Genomic DNA, 16,763 nt, shown 5'->3' with positions numbered 1-16,763 from the left:
CAACAAACGGGAATATTTTCAGGCAGCTTCCAGGGTCACTCACCGGCGGGAGGCTGGGCCGAGGGCTCCACGGATGGCTCACCGGTGCCCACATGTGGTGGTGACACGGTCTCTGACGTGGCTTCTTGTGGGATCTCAAGGGAAGCAGGATCCGTTGGGACGGCAGGTTCGGCCGGGGCTTCTGGTGGTGCCGGGACGACTGACTGTGCCGGGGCAGCTGATTCGTCCGGGACTGCCAGACGTGAATCCAACGGCACCCAGGCACTGGGCTCGGCTTGTGGTGGGGGCTGCGGGGCAGGCACCCACTGGAGACCGTCGCTGAGGATGAGCTCATCCGGGTCCAACGACGACGTCTCCGGATGGGTGGGCCACGGCATGGTCGAGTTCCCCACCGGCTCGGAGAACTCCGGTTGCGAGTTCTCCGGCTGCGGGGTCTCGAAATGCGCGCTCGGCATCTGCGGAATCAGGGGCTGGGGAACATGCGCCTGGGGAAACTCCACCGGTTGCGGATCTTCCGGTTGCGGGACCACGGATTGAAGCACCTGGGGCTGCGGCAAGACAGGCTGCGGCACACCGAGCGGGGGCACGTCGGACTGAGGCAACGCTGACGGCGGCTCCACCAGGAATTCACCCAGCACCGGGGATGCGTGGTCATCCTGTGCCACTGCAGAGAACGGCATGGCCCGCGGCGTCAGCAGCTCGGTACTGAGTTCAGTCCCTCCCACCGATGACTCCTGCGCAAGCACCACGCCATCCTCAGATGGTGTGGGAGACGTGACATCCGAAGTGGCTGGATCAGGCACCAGACCACCCGGGACCTGCAGGGGGACGCGGGGTACCTCCACCACCGTGGCAGGCACCACCACCAGATCACCCACCGCAAGGCTCACCGGTGTCGCGCTGGAGACGGCCAAGGGGGCCAACGGAGGTTGACCCACCAACCGCGTGGGATCCACCACCGCCACCGGATCCCGCAGCGGGGGAAAGGCCACCGCCCGGTCCATGCCGGCCAGCTCGAGCTGCGGCAGGTCCAGCTGCCCGGCCTGGAAGGCGGCCACAGCCCCCGAGGGCATGGCGACCTGAACAGTTCCCACCACCACGGCGTCGGGAAGTACCGGTCCTGCAAGCGGCACCGCAGGGTGGGCGGACCATCCGGGCTTGCTCTGGTTGGAGAATGCAGATCCCACGCCGCGGCCCATCTGCCGAACGGCAGACCCGGCCCGCAGGACTCCGGCGGGGCTGGGCAACACATAGGTGCGTGTCCCGGCCTTGCCGGGTTCAGGCGGTGCCGGGGCAGCAACCCACCCGCTGTCCCCAGCTGCAGGGTTCTGCCCCTGTGTGACGCCGGTGCTCGGCCACGCAGTGACGGTGGGTTGAGATGTGGATCCAAGCGCGGCCACCAGGGCGTCCCGCGAAGAGGAGTCCTGGGAACCCACAGGGTCGGTGCGCGTGGTTTCTGCGGTGGTGCTGGGGGCAACGGTTGTGATCATGCCAGCCACCACGGCGCCGGCTGCCGCCGTGACGTAAACGGGAACTCCTGTGGAGGAAACCGGCATGCGGGGTCGCCAGATGGTGGTTGCCTGCGGATCACGGTGACGTCCGCGACCCCTGATCAACCCACGCGTCCGGCCGTTGCCGTTCACATCGCCCCCTCAAGCTCATGCCCCGGTGGCGCGTGATGTGGCGTGAGATCCATCCACAGCCCCGTGGCACCCCCATGAATCCGCTCCCAGCGGACCCGAATCCCCATGTTGACCGGATCGACTCTCATCCCGCATCAGCATCCGTGACGGATCCGGTCAATCACCGGGATGGGGGACAGGTTGCCGAAACAACATGTTGTCTGTCCACCATTTTAGTGACGCATCACCTCACAACACAAGGGTGATGGCCACTGAACGGTGGTTGCCCGACCGACGGATTCACCCCGGCGTCACCGTGACGTCATCGTGTGGACACTCAGGAGGCTGCGCTTTAGCCTAGCGAGACACTCAGACCGTGATCCACGTCATGAACTTGGCGCGGCCCCGGGCAGCCAAGGAGCAGCGCATGTCCACCTACACCTCCCCCACCTCCGTGGCAGGCCACACGGCCAACACCAGCGCGGTGGTTCGTATCACCATCGTGGCAGCCATCGGCGGATTCCTGTTCGGTTACGACTCCGCGGTCATCAACGGTGCCACGGGCGCCATGCGGGAATACTTTGGCGTGGGCCCCACCGCCCTGGGCAGTGCCGTGGCCTCCGCGCTGTTGGGCGCGGCAGCCGGCGCGGCCTTGGGCGGGCGCCTGGCGGACAAGTTGGGGCGCGTGCGCGTGATGCGCATTGCCGCGATCCTGTTCCTGCTCTCCTCCATCTTCTGCGCCATCGATCCATTCTTCGGCCCAGACATGGGTGGCTTCTACTGGTTGGTCTTCTGGCGCGTGGTGGGCGGTGTGGGTGTGGGTGTGGCCTCCATCATTGCCCCGGCCTACATTGCAGAAATCGCCCCGGCGGACATCCGTGGCCGCTTGGGCTCCCTGCAGCAGATGGGCATTGTGCTGGGCATCTTTGCCTCCCAGATCACCAACCGCATCATCGTTGGTTTTGCCGGTTCGGCCGAATCCTCCTGGTTGTTCGGTCTGGACGCCTGGCGCTGGATGTTCCTGCTGGAAGCCGTACCGGCCATCATTTACCTGGTGGGCGCCTACACCATCCCCGAGTCCCCCCGGTGGTTGGTCCAACAGGGACGCCGGGACGAGGCCATGACGGTGATGGTCCGCCTCCAGGGGCAGGCCCCCGCGGAGCACCGCATGTCCGTGATCGAGCGGACCCTGGACAAGGAGCACAACCCCCGCCTGTCCGATCTTGCGGGCAAAGCTTTTGGGCTCAAACCGATTGTGTGGATCGGCATCGGCCTGGCCGCCTTGCAGCAACTGGTGGGCATCAACGTGATCTTCTACTACTCCAACCAGCTCTGGCAGTCGGTGGGGTTCCAGGAAGGCGATGCCTTCACCATTTCCACCATCACCTCCGTGACCAACGTGGTGGTGACCATTGTGGCGATCCTGCTGGTGGACAAGATCGGGCGCAAACGCCTGTTGTTGATCGGTTCCATCGGCATGGCACTGACCCTGGGCACCATGGCTGCAGTGTTCGCCACGGCCACGGTCACTGATGCCGGGCCGGTCCTGGGTGACACCGCCGGGTTGATCGCCCTGGTTGCCGCCAACCTCTACGTGGTGTTCTTCGGTATCTCCTGGGGACCCGTGATGTGGGTCCTGTTGGGGGAGATGTTCCCCAACAAGATCCGCGGCGCCGCCCTGGCCGTGGCCGGTTTCATCCAGTGGATCGCCAACTGGTTGGTGACCGTGACCTTCCCCATCATCTCGGAAGCGTCCCTGGTGTTCGCCTACGGCCTCTACGCGTTCTTTGCCCTGGTCTCCGTGTTCTTTGTGGTCAAGGCCGTGCGAGAAACCAAGGGTGTGGAGCTGGAGGACATGCACGACTGAGCCGGGAATCACGCACCAGGTGGAGCCTCTACCATGGACGCATGACCTCGCATCCAGACCGCATGGGGGCTTGCCTGGAAACCCCGGCACTGAGCCAGTTTTCACGGCGCGGCTTGCTCAAAGGCCTGGGGCTGGGCGTGGGTGCGGCAGCCGGTGCCACCTTGAGTGCATGTGCGTCGTCGAACTCCGACGGCGCCGCGGGTGCCTCCCCCGGACAATCCTCCCCCTCCCCTCAACCCGTTGCCGTGGCCACCACGGACACGTACACCGTGGGGGACCCCGTTGTGGTCAAGTACGGCACGGAGTCACAGCGCCAGTACGGGCAACTGTGGATCCCACAACCGCTGCCCACATCAGCCCCGGTGGCCGTGGTGATGATGATCCACGGAGGTGGCTGGATGGCCACCTCCAATCTCAACTACATGTAATCGCTGTCAAAGTCCTTGGCCGCGCACGGTGCTGTTGCGTGGAACGTGGAGTACCGGGGCGTGGACGGCGGCGGTGGCTGGCCGCAGACCTTCGAGGACATCGCCGCCGCCATGGACCTGGTCCCCACCTGGGGGAAAAGATCGGCAACCCCGTGGACACCGGGCGGTTCTTCATCAGGGGCACAGCGCAGGCGGCAACTTGGCGGCGTGGGCGGCCTCCCGGGGCACCAACAACACTGGAGAACCCGGCGGGGCCCCGGCGCTGGGCGTCAAGGCATGTTTCCCCATGGCCGGGGTTTATGACCTCACTCTGGCGGAGGACAACAAGGACCGGTACATGATTCCGCTGATGGGCGGGGAGCCGGAGACCTACCCGGACCGCTACGCCATGGCCTCCCCGATCAAGCACCTGCCCACGCACCATCACTTTGTGTGTTTCCACGGGCAGAACGATTCCGTGGTGCCGGTGGCGCAGGCGCAGACTTATCTGAGTGCCGCTCAAAGTGCCGGCGACAATGCCGAGGGCGTCATTCTCCCGGATGCCTCCCACAACTCCTGGACCACGGAGAAGTCCCACCCGTGGCAGGTGGCCCATGACCGCATCCTGGCCACCATGGCAGGACAGTGACCGCTCTCCACCCCGCGACCTGAGCGCGGTGCTCAGGCACCCGCCGTCATGACGGCGTCCAGCAATTTCTGCTGACCCACCGCATAGGCGTAGGTCTCCGGTTTGGTCCACGCAAGATGATCCGTGTCCAGCAGAATCAGTGTCTCCGCAGGGTTCCCCTTGCTCTTCCCCATGGCGGCGTAGTTGTACGTCTGGGCAATGGGGACCACGGAATCCGTGGTGCCGTGGCAGCAGGTGAACTTGACCTGGTCCGGAATGTTGTCGATCGGGGATGCAAGGTCGTAGTTCACGGGAACCTGAGCCGGTGTGCCACCCATCAGATTGACCATTTGACGGTGCCCGCTCTGTTGCGCGTAGACCAGGTCATACACCCCGGCGAAAGCCACACAAGCTGATGGACGCAGCACGGGCCAGCCGCCGGGTTGCTGGGAGCCCCTGACGTGCCGTGAGGCAGCCCATGCGGCCAGATGCCCACCGGCACTGTGCCCGCTGAGAACGAACCGTTTGCGATCAATCTCCCGCCCAATGTGTTGGGCCAGGCGCGGTACGTGGTCCATGGCTGCCGCGACGTCGGTGAACGTGTTGGGCCACCCTCCCCCGCCGCCGATCCCGCGGTACTCGACGTTCCAGGCGACCACCCCGTAGGAGGCCATGTTCCGTGCGATCGCGCGCATGTAGTTCAGCGTGGAACTGTTCTTCCAACTGCCCCCGTGCAGCAGCATGACCACGGGAACTTTGACGTTCTTGGGCAGCTCCTGCGGCACGTACAGTTCGCCGTACTGCCGAGCAGCGTCCTGGCCGTAGGGCAGCATGACTGCCTCAGCGACGTCGTACCTGGTCCCCGTTTGGATCTTCAGCGGCGGGTCAGTGGGCTGAACCGTGGGTTTGGGTGACGACGACGCCGTGGGTGACTCCGCTGTCTCCTGGCCATCCGCTGCGGGGGAACCACAACCCACCAGCGCCATGCTGGCGGCCATTCCCACCCCGCTGAGCAGGTCACGGCGTCGGAAGGCATGCGAAGACGGGTTGTTGGGCGGGGAGACGGTGCGGGGCGCACGAGGGGACATTCACGTACCTGGCTTTGGTGACTTGGGGAACCCCAGTGTCCTCAGCTGCGCAGGGGATTGTCCACTTCATCCCTAGCCATGCCCGCAATCCACCACACCATGACGGCGGCGACCGCTGGAACTATGGCCGCGATCACAAAAATGACCGGGATGGGCATGACCGTGGCCAGGGGGCCGACCAAGGCCATGGAGACCGGCAGCAACAACAGGGAGACGAAAAAGTCCAAGCTGGAGACCCGGCCCAACATCCGGCCGGGAACGCGCCGCTGCAGCAGGGTCCCCCACAGCACCTGGCCGATGCCATCGGATGCGCCCACAATCACCAGGATGACCACCATGACGGCCCAGGAGTGGGTGTAGCCCACGATCGCCAGCGGCAGGGTGCCGAAACCCCAGACCAGCACGATCAACGTCAGATACCGCCGCGGGTAGGACAATCCGGCAGTGATCATGGCTCCGATGGCGGAGGAGACACCGGTGACGGCCAGCAGCAAACCGAACTCCGCTTCACCGGCCCCAAAATTGTCCCGAACCACAAACGGCAGCAGAACTTCCAGAGGACCCAGGAAGAAGAAGATGGCCACCACCGCAAACACCAAGGTGCCCAGCAACCAGGGTGTGCGCACCGTGTAGTGCACACCCTCCATCAGGTCGGCCACCACCTTGGCGAACGGTCCCCGGGGTGCTGCCGCAGGCTCCACCGGAGCACCGGAGCCGGCCACCTCCACGCCGATTCCCGTGATGTTGATGGGCCCGGTGTGAACAGGCGGTTCCGTGGAATCGGTGTGGGGCGCCTTGTCCGCATCAGCAGCTTCCCCGGCTTCAGCAACTTCAGTTCGACGCCGTTTCTCCACCTGCTCCAGGGACGGCACCTCGAGCCCCAGAAGGGCGGCCACGGAGAACACCCCGCACAGTGCCACGGCGGCGAATCCGGCCCATGGACCCCAGGCGGCCACCAACAGGCCTGCCATGGCGGGCCCGGCAGCCGTTTGCAGCAGGGGACGCGCGGATCCTTCCACCCCGTTGGCGGCCAGCAGTTTCTCCGCGGGCAACAACCGGGGCAGGGAGGCTGAATAGGACGGGTAGAACATGCCCACCCCGGCAAAAATGATGAACGCGGCAGCCGCCAACTGCCACAGCGCCAACTGTTGGGTGGCACTGAGATAGGTCACCAGGCAGACCACCACCGTGTTGGTTGCGCACACCGCCAAGAGCACACGATGTGGTGGCAGACTGTCCGCTGCCACCCCGCCCACCAGGGCAAACACCACCAGACCACCAGCGCCCACAGCAGTGACACCGGACAGGGCGGCGGGGCCGCCGTCGTTGGCCATGACTTGGAAAATGATGGTGACGGCCCAGGTCCCCTGGCCCAACACCATGGCCAACATGGCCAGGGCCAGCCGCGGATACCCGGCGTGAGAAAAGGGAGCCACGGCGCGCCCGGCAGCACGAGCAGTTGCTGCCCCCGCTGCTGAGATCCTGCGTTTTCCGTGACTCACGGCTAGGCAGTCTATGGGTCAGACACAGCACCCACGCAAACCGTTGAAGCTCACACCGCGGGCCGTTGCCCTCAGCTGCGCCATTGCTCTTAACCGCAGGGTTGCTTGCAGCTACAGGGTTGCCATCAGCTACGGGGTTGCTCCGGGCGCACGAACGGGAAGGCCAGGACATCGCGAATGGTGGTGCCCGTGAGCACCATGACCAACCGATCCAAGCCGATCCCCAGACCACCTGTGGGTGGCATGCCGAGTTCCAGGGCGTTGAGGAAATCGTGGTCGATCTCCATGGCCTCCGGGTCCCCCGCGGCTGCCTTGAGGGACTGTTGGGTGATCCTGCGCCGCTGCTCCACGGGGTCGGTCATCTCCGAATAGGCCGTGCCGAGCTCCATGCCGCCCACCACCAGGTCCCAGCGCTCCACCAGCCCGGGTTTGGTGCGGTGAGGAGCGGTCAGCGGGGAGGTTTCCTCCGGGAAGTCACAGTAGAAGGTGGGTTCCAAGGTGTTGGGCTCCACCAGTTCCCCATAGAGCTCCTCCAGCACGGCCCCGGCGCCCATGCCCGGGCCCACGGGCACGTTGTGCTGGCGGGCCAGGTTCAGAAGAACGTCAATGTCCGTGTCCACGGAGACTTCCTGCCCCACGGCCTCGGACACAGCTTCTGTGACGGTACGCACCCGCCAGGTGCCGGAGATGTCGATGGTGCGTGGGGCGTCGTCGTCGTGTCCGGCAGAAGCCTGTCCGGAGGAGGCGTGAACGTCCACCAGGGGCAGTTCGGGGCGACCGTAGAGGGCGGTGGCGGCGGCCTTGACCATGGCCTCCGTCAGATGCCGCATGGTGGTGTAGTCCGCCCACGGAATGTAGGCCTCCAGGGCCGTGAACTCGGGGTTAAGGGTGGCATCGGCACCCTCGTTGCGGAAGTTGCGGGCCACCTCGAACAACGGCCCGTAACCACCCACCAGGAGTCACTTGAGGTAGAGCTCGGGCGCGATCCGCAAGCTCAGGCCCATGCCGTAGGCGTTGATCCAGGTGCGGAACGGGCGGACCGACGCCCCACCGTGCACCGTGTTGAGCACAGGGGTCTCCACCTCCCGCAGTCCGGCATCCAGCGGGAACTGGCGCACGGTTTGAATCACGGTGGTGCGTTGATGCAGCAACTCGAGCCGGTCCGGGTGGACCACCAGATCCATGGAGCGGTGCCGCAACCGGGATTCGGGGTCCTCAAAGCCGGTGAACGGGACGGGTCGCAGGGACTTTGCGGCCACGGTCACGCCGTGAGCCATCACTGACGGCGTGCCGTTGCGGGAATGCCCCACCACGCCGTCCACCACAACAATGTCCCCCAGATCCAGGGCGTGGGTGAGCAGGTTGAAGTGGTGCTCCCCCATGGCCTCACGCTCCATGACCACCTGGAGTTGCTGACCGGCCTCGGTCAACGTCAGGAACTGGACCCCGCCGTGATCACGGCGGCTGCGAACACGGCCGGAAAACCGCAACTGCCTGCCCGGACCCCCCAGCGCGTCCTGCGCCACGGACAACGGTTGGACCTCCAACAGACCCACCGGCCACGGCGGCGCACCGGCCTGGGCCAGCGCCTGGGCGTGCTCCCTGCGGTGCAGCTCCTCCGGGGTGCGGCGGGGTCCGAGTTCGTTCAGCAGCTCGTGGTCAGCCTGTGGGTCCAGGGCACGCTGCTCGATCAGGCGCACTTGTTCCTGCTGCTGCGCTGTGAGCCGGTGGCCGTCATGGCCGTGGACGCCACGGGCTCCGGCCGGCCACAGGCTCGGCACGAATCCTTCGGCCACACCCGCAGCCAGCGCCACGCAGGGCAGTGTCAACAGGTTCTCGTACACGGCATAACGGGGCACCCAGTCCGGGCGGAACTTGTCATTGAACCGGTAGAGCTTCTCCATCTGGAAGAACCTGTCCACCCACCCCAGCAGCCCGGAGTTGAACCGGGTCATCACCCCGGCACCCAGGCGGTCCGCATCCGCAAACACACTGCGGAACATGGCAAAGTTCAGGGACACCTTGGACACGCCCAGCTGCTCGGCCTGGCGCATGAGCTCCGCAATCATGAACTCGGAAACTCCGTTGGGGGCCTGCGGGCTGCGCCGCATCACGTCCAGAGACAGCCCGCGCCGCCCCCACGGCACAGAGGACAACAACCCCCACCGGCTCCCCACCGGCATCACGGGCCACGACGACGACGCAGCGCCCGTCCCCCGGGTCTCCCCACCTGTTCAGCGCCATGGAGAACCCACGGTCAGGTTCCCCGCCACGCTAGCGGTCCGCCAACACACCAAGGTGCGCCAGTTCGCCAGATTCCAGGTCCCGATGGTGCTCCACGGTGGCTGTCAAGCCATCCCGGCGAGCACGCCGCACGGCCCGGCGCACTTCCGTCATGTCCGTTGAACCCAGGGTGAAACGGTCCGCGTGCAGCACGGCTTCATCCTCCATAGAGGTCACCGCCAGACCCGCACCTTCGGCGTCCCGGTTGGCGTAAGCGCGTGCACCGGCTTCACTGGCTGAAACCACACCCAGCAGATATCCGTAGGTCCGGGCGTGGGCCTTCCACTCGGCAATGGCATGGGGCCACGCAGCATGATCACCCACAGGGTCCCCTGAGGCCAGGCTCACGGAGCCGATGGTCCGAAACGTCACCGCGGCACGCCCGTCCGGGGAAAACACAGCCTCCTTGTCCCGGCGGGTGGCAAACCATCCCAAGGAGTCCAGATCTCCGTGCCCGGCCAGCAGTTCACGGAGCTTGATCTCACCGTCACCGGTCCACTGCGCAGAACGTCGGCCTGCACGCAACAGAGTCCATACGGTGATCACCAGTACCAGGGCCAACAAGATGGCAATGATCTCCTGCACCCAAGGTGGGACGGCGTCGATGTGGCGCCACCCTCCCTGATGCGACCCCATGGCCGCCCAGAAGACCCGCCCCAGCTCATTGAACTGCGTCCATCCGGCTTGTGTGGTGGCCACGATCAAGGCCTGTGTGAGCACCAGCGCCACGGCCAACCCTGCCGTACCGATCACGGCAGCCACCCAGATGGCCCCGGGTCTTGTGCGCGCGGGGAAGGCCTTCCAGGAGCGGACGGCTGCCACCAGGGTCAGACCACCCACCACAATGCCGGTGGCCTCAATGATCATGTGCACGGCGTACGGGAACATGCCGTGGGTACTGGCGTTCCAGATCCAGTTGTCCGTCAGGATCAGCAAGGACACGGTCGTGCCGAACACGCTGAAGACCATCACAGCCACCAGAGCCAGGCGCATGCGTCGCATCAGGGCGGCAGCCACCAGGGCCACCAGGATCACGGACACCAGGGACGGTGTGACCGGAATGTTGAGAGCTCCGAACACAATCACCGGCACCACGGTCAGGGGTCCTGTGATGCGCAGGATCCACAGCGCCACGGCCACCACGGCGGCAAGGGTCCAGACCCATGTCAGAACACGCGCCAGGCGTTCCCCCGCAGGGTCGTACCCACCTGGGGATTTGGGTCGGGACGCAAGTGGCACGGGAGTCCTTCCGATCAGGGTGCCTTGATGCCCAAGCAGGTGTTTGTGGGTTCACAAACACTGGTCAATATTGTCCTATCCGCGGAAACCGAGAAAACCCGAGACGCTTTCCGGAAGTTCGCAGATCAAGTGCTCCGTAGTACCTGGAGGTGCCTGGTTTGTTGCCGAGCGTCAACCAACCCCGGCAAACTGGGTACATAATTTTGGGGGCCGATCGGCAAACGTGCCGGGCCGCTGCTTGCTTTCACTCCGGGACCATCCAGCCCCCCAGACATCTAGGACCTCATGTTCACCATCACCGGGTTGCCAATTCTGATCACCTCTGCGGTGCTGTTTGGGGTGTTTCTCCTGGTGGCATTGCTGGTGCTGCCCCGCAGACGTGGTCCCGGCATTCGCAAGTACCTGGAGCAAGCTGTGGTGCTGATGCTGGTGATGTTCCTGGCCCTGTCCACCGTCTTCCTGTACCTGAACCGGGACAACAACTGGTACGGGGCGTGGGGTGATCTGTGGGCCAACAACGACATCGGCCACATCACCTCCAATGATTACGGGGCAACGCTGGCCCAAAGCGCCAATTTCCAGGAAAAGACCGGAGGGAATCTGACCAATCTCCAGCGCAATCCCCAATCCAACCCGGCACTGGGGACCGTGAATTCCCAGGATGATTCCGGGCAGTGGTTGTCCGTGAAGATCTCCCCCACCTCAGGCAGCAAAACCCAACTGACAGTGGATGCTCTGGTGTGGGTTGCCCCCCAAATACGTGGAAACACCGGACCGTTCCTATCCGGTGGTGGTGGGGTTCCCCGGAGTGCCGGGATCCACCAGCACCTACCGGGATGAGATGAAGATCAATGAACTGGTCATGCACGACGTGAAGAACAACGCCATGCAGGCCCCCATCATGGTCTTCCCCCAGGTGTTCCCCAACAACGCTGACACCGAGTGCGTGGATGGCAAGTCCGGACAGTGGGAAACCTGGATCACCACGGACCTGCGCAGCTGGATCACCACCAATTTGCGCACCATCAGCGACCGCAAAGCCTGGGCCACCACCGGTTACAGTGCCGGCGGTTGGTGCTCAGCCATGGTTTCCATGCGCCACCCGGACCAGTACGGCTGGGGCATTTCCCTGGCCGGGTATTTTGCCCCCGAATACTCCAAGGACCAGCAGCAGGACGATCCCAAGGATCCCAAGTACCAGCTGGACAAGGTGGCTCAGGAGCAGAAGCCTGACATCGGCCTGTGGGCTTTTGCCGCCGGTCAGGACCAGCCCGCCGTGGATGCTTTGAACAAATTCAAGCCGTCCGTGGCCGCCCCCACCTCCCTGGTGACCAGTTTCTCCCAGACCGGTGGGCACCGCACCCCGGTGTGGATTCAACCCCAGCAGGACTCCTTGGCCTGGTTGGGGCAGGTCTCCCCCTGGTTCGCCCCTGAGTCCGCGTGACCTCCTTCCTGCCGGCCAGTGCCGCAGCTGGTCTGGCGGGTTTTGATCCCGCCACGTTCCTGATCGCACTGGGAGCATTGGGGGCCGGAGTACGGCGACGCTCCGTGCTCACGTTCACCGGGATCGTGGTGGGTGGCACCGCCCTGTGGGGTTTGCTGCTCTCCGGAGTGCTCGGGCCACGGATCCGAGACGTCCACTGGCTCCATCTGGCCCGCTCCGGGGACCTGGCCGCCTGGATCGAGCTGGCGCTGGCCGCAGTGATCCTGGCCTGGGGCCTGTTGCGGCTGCGTAAGTCACACCGCCGACGTCGTGCCCGTGGTCAACTCCCCCAGGAAACCTCTGAGACCGAGGGCGGCATGAACCGAGGTCTTGCGGTGATCGGCCTGGGGTTCGTGGCTGTTGTGGTGGGCGATCCTGCCTTTGACGTGCAGGTGGTCCAGGCCGGTCATGCGCCTCTGGCCCTGAATGTGGCCGGGTGGTTGATCTGGGCCGCACTCTCCCAGTTTCCGCTGGTGATCCTGGCCGCGGCGGTGGGTCTGGGACGCTACCGCCGCCTGGCTGAGATCATGCGTGCCGGGTGGCTGCGGGCAGCTCCGACAGCCAGTGCCCTGGCCACCGCGTTGATCCTGGCTGCTGCCCTGGTGCTGGCCGTGGATGCACTCGACCGGCTGTTGTTCGGGCATTTCCTGTGGAACCCGTGAGGTTCCACAACTGCCGCAAGCCCACGTCAGCTTGGTACGCCATCAGCACGTGATGGCGTACCAAACTGTCACCGGCTTTCACACTCAGCGGTTGCCCGTGCCCACACTGGCCAGGCACACCTCACGGGCCACGGCCCATGCGCGGTGATGGATGTCCACCCAGTCGTTGTGCTCCACCCCGTCCATCAGCACCACTCGTCCTGCGTTGCCAGTGTTTGCGTGCTTGCTGATGTAGTCCCGCAGCGTGGAAACCGGCACCACTGTGTCTGCCTTGCCGTGCAGCACGTTGACCGGGATGTCCATGGGCAACCGGTCAATCGGTGACAGTGCCCTGTAAAGCTCGGGTAGCTCCTCCGGACGACCACCCATCACGTCCACCACCCATTGGTCGTTGTCCTCGTTCACGGCTTTCTCAAAGTCCAGGACCCCCGCCAACGGGGTGGTGCTGCGGACACTCAGGCGGGCGTCGTCGTGCGTGTTGCGGCCACCAGGCATGGAGGCGGGAAGCTGGTCACGGGCCGCCACCCAGGCGGCCAGGTGCCCACCGGCACTGTGGCCCGTCAGATGCACCCGGTCCAGGTCAGGGCGGAAATCTGCGTGTTCCCCCAGCCTGGCCACATGGTCCAGGGCATCGGAGACGTCCTGGAAGGTCATGGGCCAACCACCCGGTGACGGGATCCCGCGGTAGGTGGGTAGCCACACCGCCACCCCGTAACGGGCAAGGTCACGGGCGGCGGCCTCACAGTAAAGGGGCCCTGACTTGTCCGTCCATCCTCCGCCGTGGATGAACATGATCACGGGGTAGGTGGGTTGCGGATCTGCACCACTCCAATGCTGTGGGTCCGGCAGGAACAGCTGCCCGGTCTGACGTTCTGGGTCCGCACCCCATTGGATCCAGGTTTCAGCGGGCGTACCGGCGCGCGGACGCCCGGCCACCACACGGGCATTGGCGGAACCGGTGCCCATGACCGAGCTGCCGGCCAACCCGGTTCCGGCCAGGCCCACCAGGGCGCCGAGTGTGATCAGGGTGCGCCGCGTCAGCCTCATCAGCGGTTGCCCACACAGTCCAGGAAAGCCATGCGTGCCTGCGCCCACGGTTCCCCCAGGACGTCAGACCAGTCGTCGTGGCCGATCCCTGGCAGCACCTCCACCATTCCGGGGTTTCCCGTGGCCTCCAAGTCGTCCAAGAAGCCTTGGACCGCTTCCAGCGGTATGACCTCATCGGCTGAACCGTGCAGGGCATTGACCGGGATCTCCAGGGGTAGGCGGTCGGCGGGGGAGGCCCAGTCGTAACGCTGTGGATCCTCCTGCGGTGTGACCCCACCCATCAGGTCGCGCACAAGGTTTCCACCATCCAGTTCCTCCGCCAGGGCAAGGTCGTAGAGTCCCGCCATGGAGGTCACGCTGCGGGCGTTGATGCCGGGATCCGCCCCCGGGGCACCGCTGGGCAGCTTGTTACGAGTGGCCGCCCACGTGGCCAAATGACCCCCGGCACTGTGTCCCAGCAGGTGAACCTGCTCCAGATCCGGGGTGAAGCGCCCAAGATCGGCCAGTTGCGGTACGTAGTCCACGGCATCGGAGACGTCCTGGAACGTCTCCGGCCAGCCACCGGGACCTTGCAGCCCGCGGTAGGTGGGGACCCACACGGCCAGGCCATAGCGCGCAAGGTCAATGGCAATATCAGCCATGTAGCTGGGGTCTGAGGTGTCACTCCACGATCCTCCGTGGATCACCACGGCCACCGGGTAGGTGGGGGTCAAGGACCCACCGGACCAGGCAGCAGGGTCCGGTACAAAAAGCCATCCCGTCTGACGTTGATCGTCCTGGCCCCAGGTCACCCGACCCCGATCCACGGGTTCCCCTGCACGCCGGTGGCCGGCCACCACACGCGCCACGGCACTTCTGCTGGGCACCGGGGTGGTCACCGTCAGTGCCACGGCCCCGCCCACCACAAGGCTGCCCGCACCCCGCAGGAGGTTTCGGCGTGTGACTGTCATGGGCCGGTGATCACGGGGCGCTGAGCGGGATCGCGGTCCTCACGCCCCCAGTCAGACCATGAGCCGTCGTAGACCGTGACGTCCTTGGCCCCTGCCACCACAGCGGCCAGTGCGCCCACACAGGCTGTGATCCCGGAACCGCAGCTGAAGGCCATGCGCTCACGGTTGGCCCCGGCCTCCGTGAACTTGCCCTGGAGCTCTTCGCGGCTCAGCAGGTGCCCGTCCGGCGCCAGATCCGTGAACGGCACGTTGACCGAACCAGGCATGTGCCCACCGCGCATTCCCTCCCGGGGCTCAGGTGCCGTGCCCTGGAACCGGCCGGCACTGCGCACATCAACGACGACGTCCGTGGGGTTCTGCAGCCGGGCCGCCACCTCGGCGTCGTCAATGAATGCGCCGTCGGCAATGGAGACAACCGGTGCCGGCACGGACTGAGGTGTCAGATCCAGTGGCCCCTCCGGGTGACCGGCGGCCAACCACGCGGGGAGACCACCGTCCAGGACGTACGGAAATCCCACTCCGGCGGCCCGCAGCATCCACCAGGCACGGGCGGAGGAAAACATTCCGGCACGGTCATATGCCACCACCACGGAGTCCTGGCCGATGCCCAAGGCCCCGAGCCGCTGCGCAAAGTCACCGGCGGCCGGCATGGTGTGGGGCAGCTGCGCGTCTGCGGACATCTCCCCGTCAAGGTCGAATCGGCGAGCGCCAGGGATCCCTGTGTCCGCTCCGCGGTGGTCCATGGCGGAGGCGTCAACCACCACCACACGGTCCAGATTGGCGGCCAACCAGTTGACGTCAACGGTGGGACCGGCCGGAAGATCCAGGGACGTGGTGTGCTCAGAGACGGTGGTCATGGCACCGATCATTCCATCAGCACAGGTCTGGTGCCATGCGCCATTGCTGCGGTGGTGGGTTCTCAGAGGTGTTGCCGTGCATGTTCCCGGATGCTGTGCTCCAGCCGGTCCAGGGCGGGCAACGGGGTTTTCCAGCGTTGCAGGTACAACGTCACGGTTTCATCCGTCAGCCCGGGCACGCGGGCGAATGCGGAATCCACTGCGGCAAACGGTGAATCGGCCATCTGCAGTTGCGGGACCATGCCCCAGCCCAGGCCGTCAGCCACCGCGCGGATGAATGCTTCTGAGGACGGCACCCGGTGTTGGGGTGCGTTGCTGCCGCCGGGAACATTGCGCAGTTGGGAGTCCTGGAGGTCGTCCTTGTGGTTGAACACCACCACAGGCGTGCGGCTCGAATCCATGTGGGAGCCCAAACTCTCCAGCAGGACCGGGCTGATGCAGGGCTCGTAGACCATCCGGCCCAGTGGGATGCTGCGGCATCCGGTCACGGTGCGCTCCGAGGTCGTGATGGCCGCAGCCACTGCCCCTGCCTGGAGCAGCTTGCGGGAATGGTCCTGGTCCTCCACGCTCAAGCGCATCAGCACTGGTGGCCGGCCGGTCACGGTGGACGGTCCACCCAACTGGGCCATGACCGGGCGGAACCAGGTGGCCAGGGAGTCCGCATTCACCGCCACGGGCAATTGCCACGGGGCGGTCTGCGGGTCGTCACCGCCCTCCGTGACTCCCAAGTGCTCCAAGGTGTCTGCGTGCAGAGCCAGGACCTGCCGGGCCAATCGCAGGACTTCTTGACCCGGCTCCGTCAACTGCACGGGCACCACCCGCTGCACCAGGACGTGACCGGTCTGGGCCTCCAGCGCCTTGATGCGCTGGCTCACCGCGGGTGCCGTGATGTGCAACTGGGCAGCCGCGCGGTCAAAAGTCCCCAGGTCCACCACCGCGGCCAGGGTGCGCAGTTGTTCCATGTCCACCGTGAACTCCCTCCGTGTTGCCTGGAGAACTGGACGAAGCCCCGCAACAGTCGCACACTACTACCGCCACTGCAGGCCACCGGCGGAGTCGCAAGCTCAACCGGTGGTCACCGCAGCGCACCAGGACCAACAACCGCTTGGCCCACAAGACACAAAGAGG

14 protein-coding genes and 1 pseudogene are annotated in these 16,763 nt (G+C 65.5%); 6 read left to right on the top strand and 9 right to left on the bottom strand.

Going from position 1 to position 16,763, the window contains the following annotated elements:
• Positions 1-35: 35 nt before the first annotated feature.
• Positions 36-1,556, bottom strand: coding sequence for a hypothetical protein (locus GTW58_RS10160; RefSeq protein ID WP_157980528.1), 1,521 nt, complete (start codon positions 1,554-1,556; stop codon positions 36-38).
• A 493-nt stretch (positions 1,557-2,049) separates the two neighbouring features.
• On the opposite strand from GTW58_RS10160, the gene GTW58_RS10155 reads away from it, so the two are divergent.
• Genes GTW58_RS10155 through GTW58_RS15025 form a run of 3 tightly spaced genes read left to right on the top strand, consistent with a single transcriptional unit; the run spans position 2,050 to position 4,545 of the window.
• Positions 2,050-3,489 carry a sugar porter family MFS transporter gene (locus tag GTW58_RS10155; protein WP_119933372.1) on the top strand — a complete coding sequence of 480 codons (1,440 nt, stop codon included), beginning with the start codon at positions 2,050-2,052 and terminating at the stop codon, positions 3,487-3,489.
• A 41-nt stretch (positions 3,490-3,530) separates the two neighbouring features.
• A complete protein-coding gene (locus GTW58_RS10150; protein WP_119933361.1) occupies positions 3,531-3,917 on the top strand; it encodes a twin-arginine translocation signal domain-containing protein in 387 nt (128 codons plus the stop codon).
• Entirely contained in the window at positions 3,880-4,545 is a 666-nt protein-coding gene (locus GTW58_RS15025; protein WP_342453310.1) for an alpha/beta hydrolase family protein, read from the top strand. Before GTW58_RS10150 ends, GTW58_RS15025 begins: the two co-directional genes overlap by 38 nt.
• 32 nt (positions 4,546-4,577) lie before the next feature.
• Here the strand turns inward: GTW58_RS15025 and GTW58_RS10140 are convergent, their stop codons facing one another.
• From GTW58_RS10140 to GTW58_RS15020, 4 genes and pseudogenes are all read right to left on the bottom strand, one after another.
• Positions 4,578-5,612: an alpha/beta hydrolase family protein gene (locus GTW58_RS10140; protein WP_119933359.1), complete on the bottom strand. Its 1,035-nt coding sequence runs from the start codon at positions 5,610-5,612 to the stop codon at positions 4,578-4,580.
• 41 nt (positions 5,613-5,653) lie between these two features.
• Complete coding sequence (locus GTW58_RS10135) at positions 5,654-7,114, bottom strand: MFS transporter (protein WP_232818088.1); 1,461 nt, start codon at positions 7,112-7,114, stop codon at positions 5,654-5,656.
• A gap of 125 nt (positions 7,115-7,239) precedes the next feature.
• Positions 7,240-9,225: pseudogene (gene lysX, locus GTW58_RS14670) on the bottom strand (bifunctional lysylphosphatidylglycerol synthetase/lysine--tRNA ligase LysX).
• A 163-nt stretch (positions 9,226-9,388) separates the two neighbouring features.
• On the bottom strand, positions 9,389-10,636 hold the full coding sequence (locus tag GTW58_RS15020; protein ID WP_157980525.1) for a phosphatidylglycerol lysyltransferase domain-containing protein: 1,248 nt from the start codon (positions 10,634-10,636) through the stop codon (positions 9,389-9,391).
• A 285-nt stretch (positions 10,637-10,921) separates the two neighbouring features.
• Here GTW58_RS15020 and GTW58_RS10115 point away from each other — a divergent pair, with 285 nt between their 5' ends.
• From GTW58_RS10115 to GTW58_RS10105, 3 genes are read left to right on the top strand one after another with little or no spacing between them, the layout of a single operon-like run.
• Positions 10,922-11,476: a hypothetical protein gene (locus GTW58_RS10115; RefSeq protein WP_119933354.1), complete on the top strand. Its 555-nt coding sequence runs from the start codon at positions 10,922-10,924 to the stop codon at positions 11,474-11,476.
• Entirely contained in the window at positions 11,397-12,080 is a 684-nt protein-coding gene (locus GTW58_RS10110) for an alpha/beta hydrolase-fold protein (RefSeq protein WP_157980524.1), read from the top strand. Before GTW58_RS10115 ends, GTW58_RS10110 begins: the two co-directional genes overlap by 80 nt.
• Positions 12,077-12,781, top strand: a complete 705-nt coding sequence (locus GTW58_RS10105; protein WP_119933352.1) for a hypothetical protein — start codon at positions 12,077-12,079, stop codon at positions 12,779-12,781. Before GTW58_RS10110 ends, GTW58_RS10105 begins: the two co-directional genes overlap by 4 nt.
• Before the next feature lie 84 nt (positions 12,782-12,865).
• Here GTW58_RS10105 and GTW58_RS10100 read toward each other — a convergent pair whose 3' ends face one another.
• The 4 genes from GTW58_RS10100 to GTW58_RS10085 form a co-directional block, all read right to left on the bottom strand.
• Positions 12,866-13,828 carry an alpha/beta hydrolase family protein gene (locus tag GTW58_RS10100; RefSeq protein ID WP_119933351.1) on the bottom strand — a complete coding sequence of 321 codons (963 nt, stop codon included), beginning with the start codon at positions 13,826-13,828 and terminating at the stop codon, positions 12,866-12,868.
• On the bottom strand, positions 13,828-14,778 hold the full coding sequence (locus GTW58_RS10095) for an alpha/beta hydrolase family protein (protein WP_052209795.1): 951 nt from the start codon (positions 14,776-14,778) through the stop codon (positions 13,828-13,830). Before GTW58_RS10095 ends, GTW58_RS10100 begins: the two co-directional genes overlap by 1 nt.
• Entirely contained in the window at positions 14,775-15,635 is an 861-nt protein-coding gene (locus GTW58_RS10090; protein WP_119933350.1) for a sulfurtransferase, read from the bottom strand. The genes GTW58_RS10095 and GTW58_RS10090 overlap by 4 nt, the downstream gene beginning before the upstream one ends.
• A 62-nt stretch (positions 15,636-15,697) precedes the next feature.
• The gene (locus GTW58_RS10085) at positions 15,698-16,597 is read right to left on the bottom strand and encodes an ArgP/LysG family DNA-binding transcriptional regulator (RefSeq protein ID WP_119933371.1); all 900 of its coding nucleotides are present in this window, start codon (positions 16,595-16,597) and stop codon (positions 15,698-15,700) included.
• Positions 16,598-16,763: the final 166 nt, after the last annotated feature.

Origin of the sequence: Kocuria subflava (assembly GCF_012163155.1) — a bacterium.
GTDB classification, from domain to species: domain Bacteria; phylum Actinomycetota; class Actinomycetes; order Actinomycetales; family Micrococcaceae; genus Kocuria; species Kocuria subflava.
The sequence above is the reverse complement of the archived record's forward strand: the minus strand, read 5'-3'. Positions and strand labels throughout refer to the sequence as shown.

Coding starts and splice junctions, on each gene's coding strand:
- GTW58_RS10085 (WP_119933371.1), bottom strand. CDS start 16,597: ATGGAACAACTGCGCACCCTGGCCGCGGTGGTGGACCTGGGGACTTTT.
- GTW58_RS10140 (WP_119933359.1), bottom strand. CDS start 5,612: ATGTCCCCTCGTGCGCCCCGCACCGTCTCCCCGCCCAACAACCCGTCT.
- GTW58_RS10155 (WP_119933372.1), top strand. CDS start 2,050: ATGTCCACCTACACCTCCCCCACCTCCGTGGCAGGCCACACGGCCAAC.
- GTW58_RS10095 (WP_052209795.1), bottom strand. CDS start 14,778: ATGACAGTCACACGCCGAAACCTCCTGCGGGGTGCGGGCAGCCTTGTG.
- GTW58_RS10160 (WP_157980528.1), bottom strand. CDS start 1,556: ATGCCGGTTTCCTCCACAGGAGTTCCCGTTTACGTCACGGCGGCAGCC.
- GTW58_RS10090 (WP_119933350.1), bottom strand. CDS start 15,635: ATGACCACCGTCTCTGAGCACACCACGTCCCTGGATCTTCCGGCCGGT.
- GTW58_RS10115 (WP_119933354.1), top strand. CDS start 10,922: ATGTTCACCATCACCGGGTTGCCAATTCTGATCACCTCTGCGGTGCTG.
- GTW58_RS10150 (WP_119933361.1), top strand. CDS start 3,531: ATGACCTCGCATCCAGACCGCATGGGGGCTTGCCTGGAAACCCCGGCA.
- GTW58_RS10100 (WP_119933351.1), bottom strand. CDS start 13,828: ATGAGGCTGACGCGGCGCACCCTGATCACACTCGGCGCCCTGGTGGGC.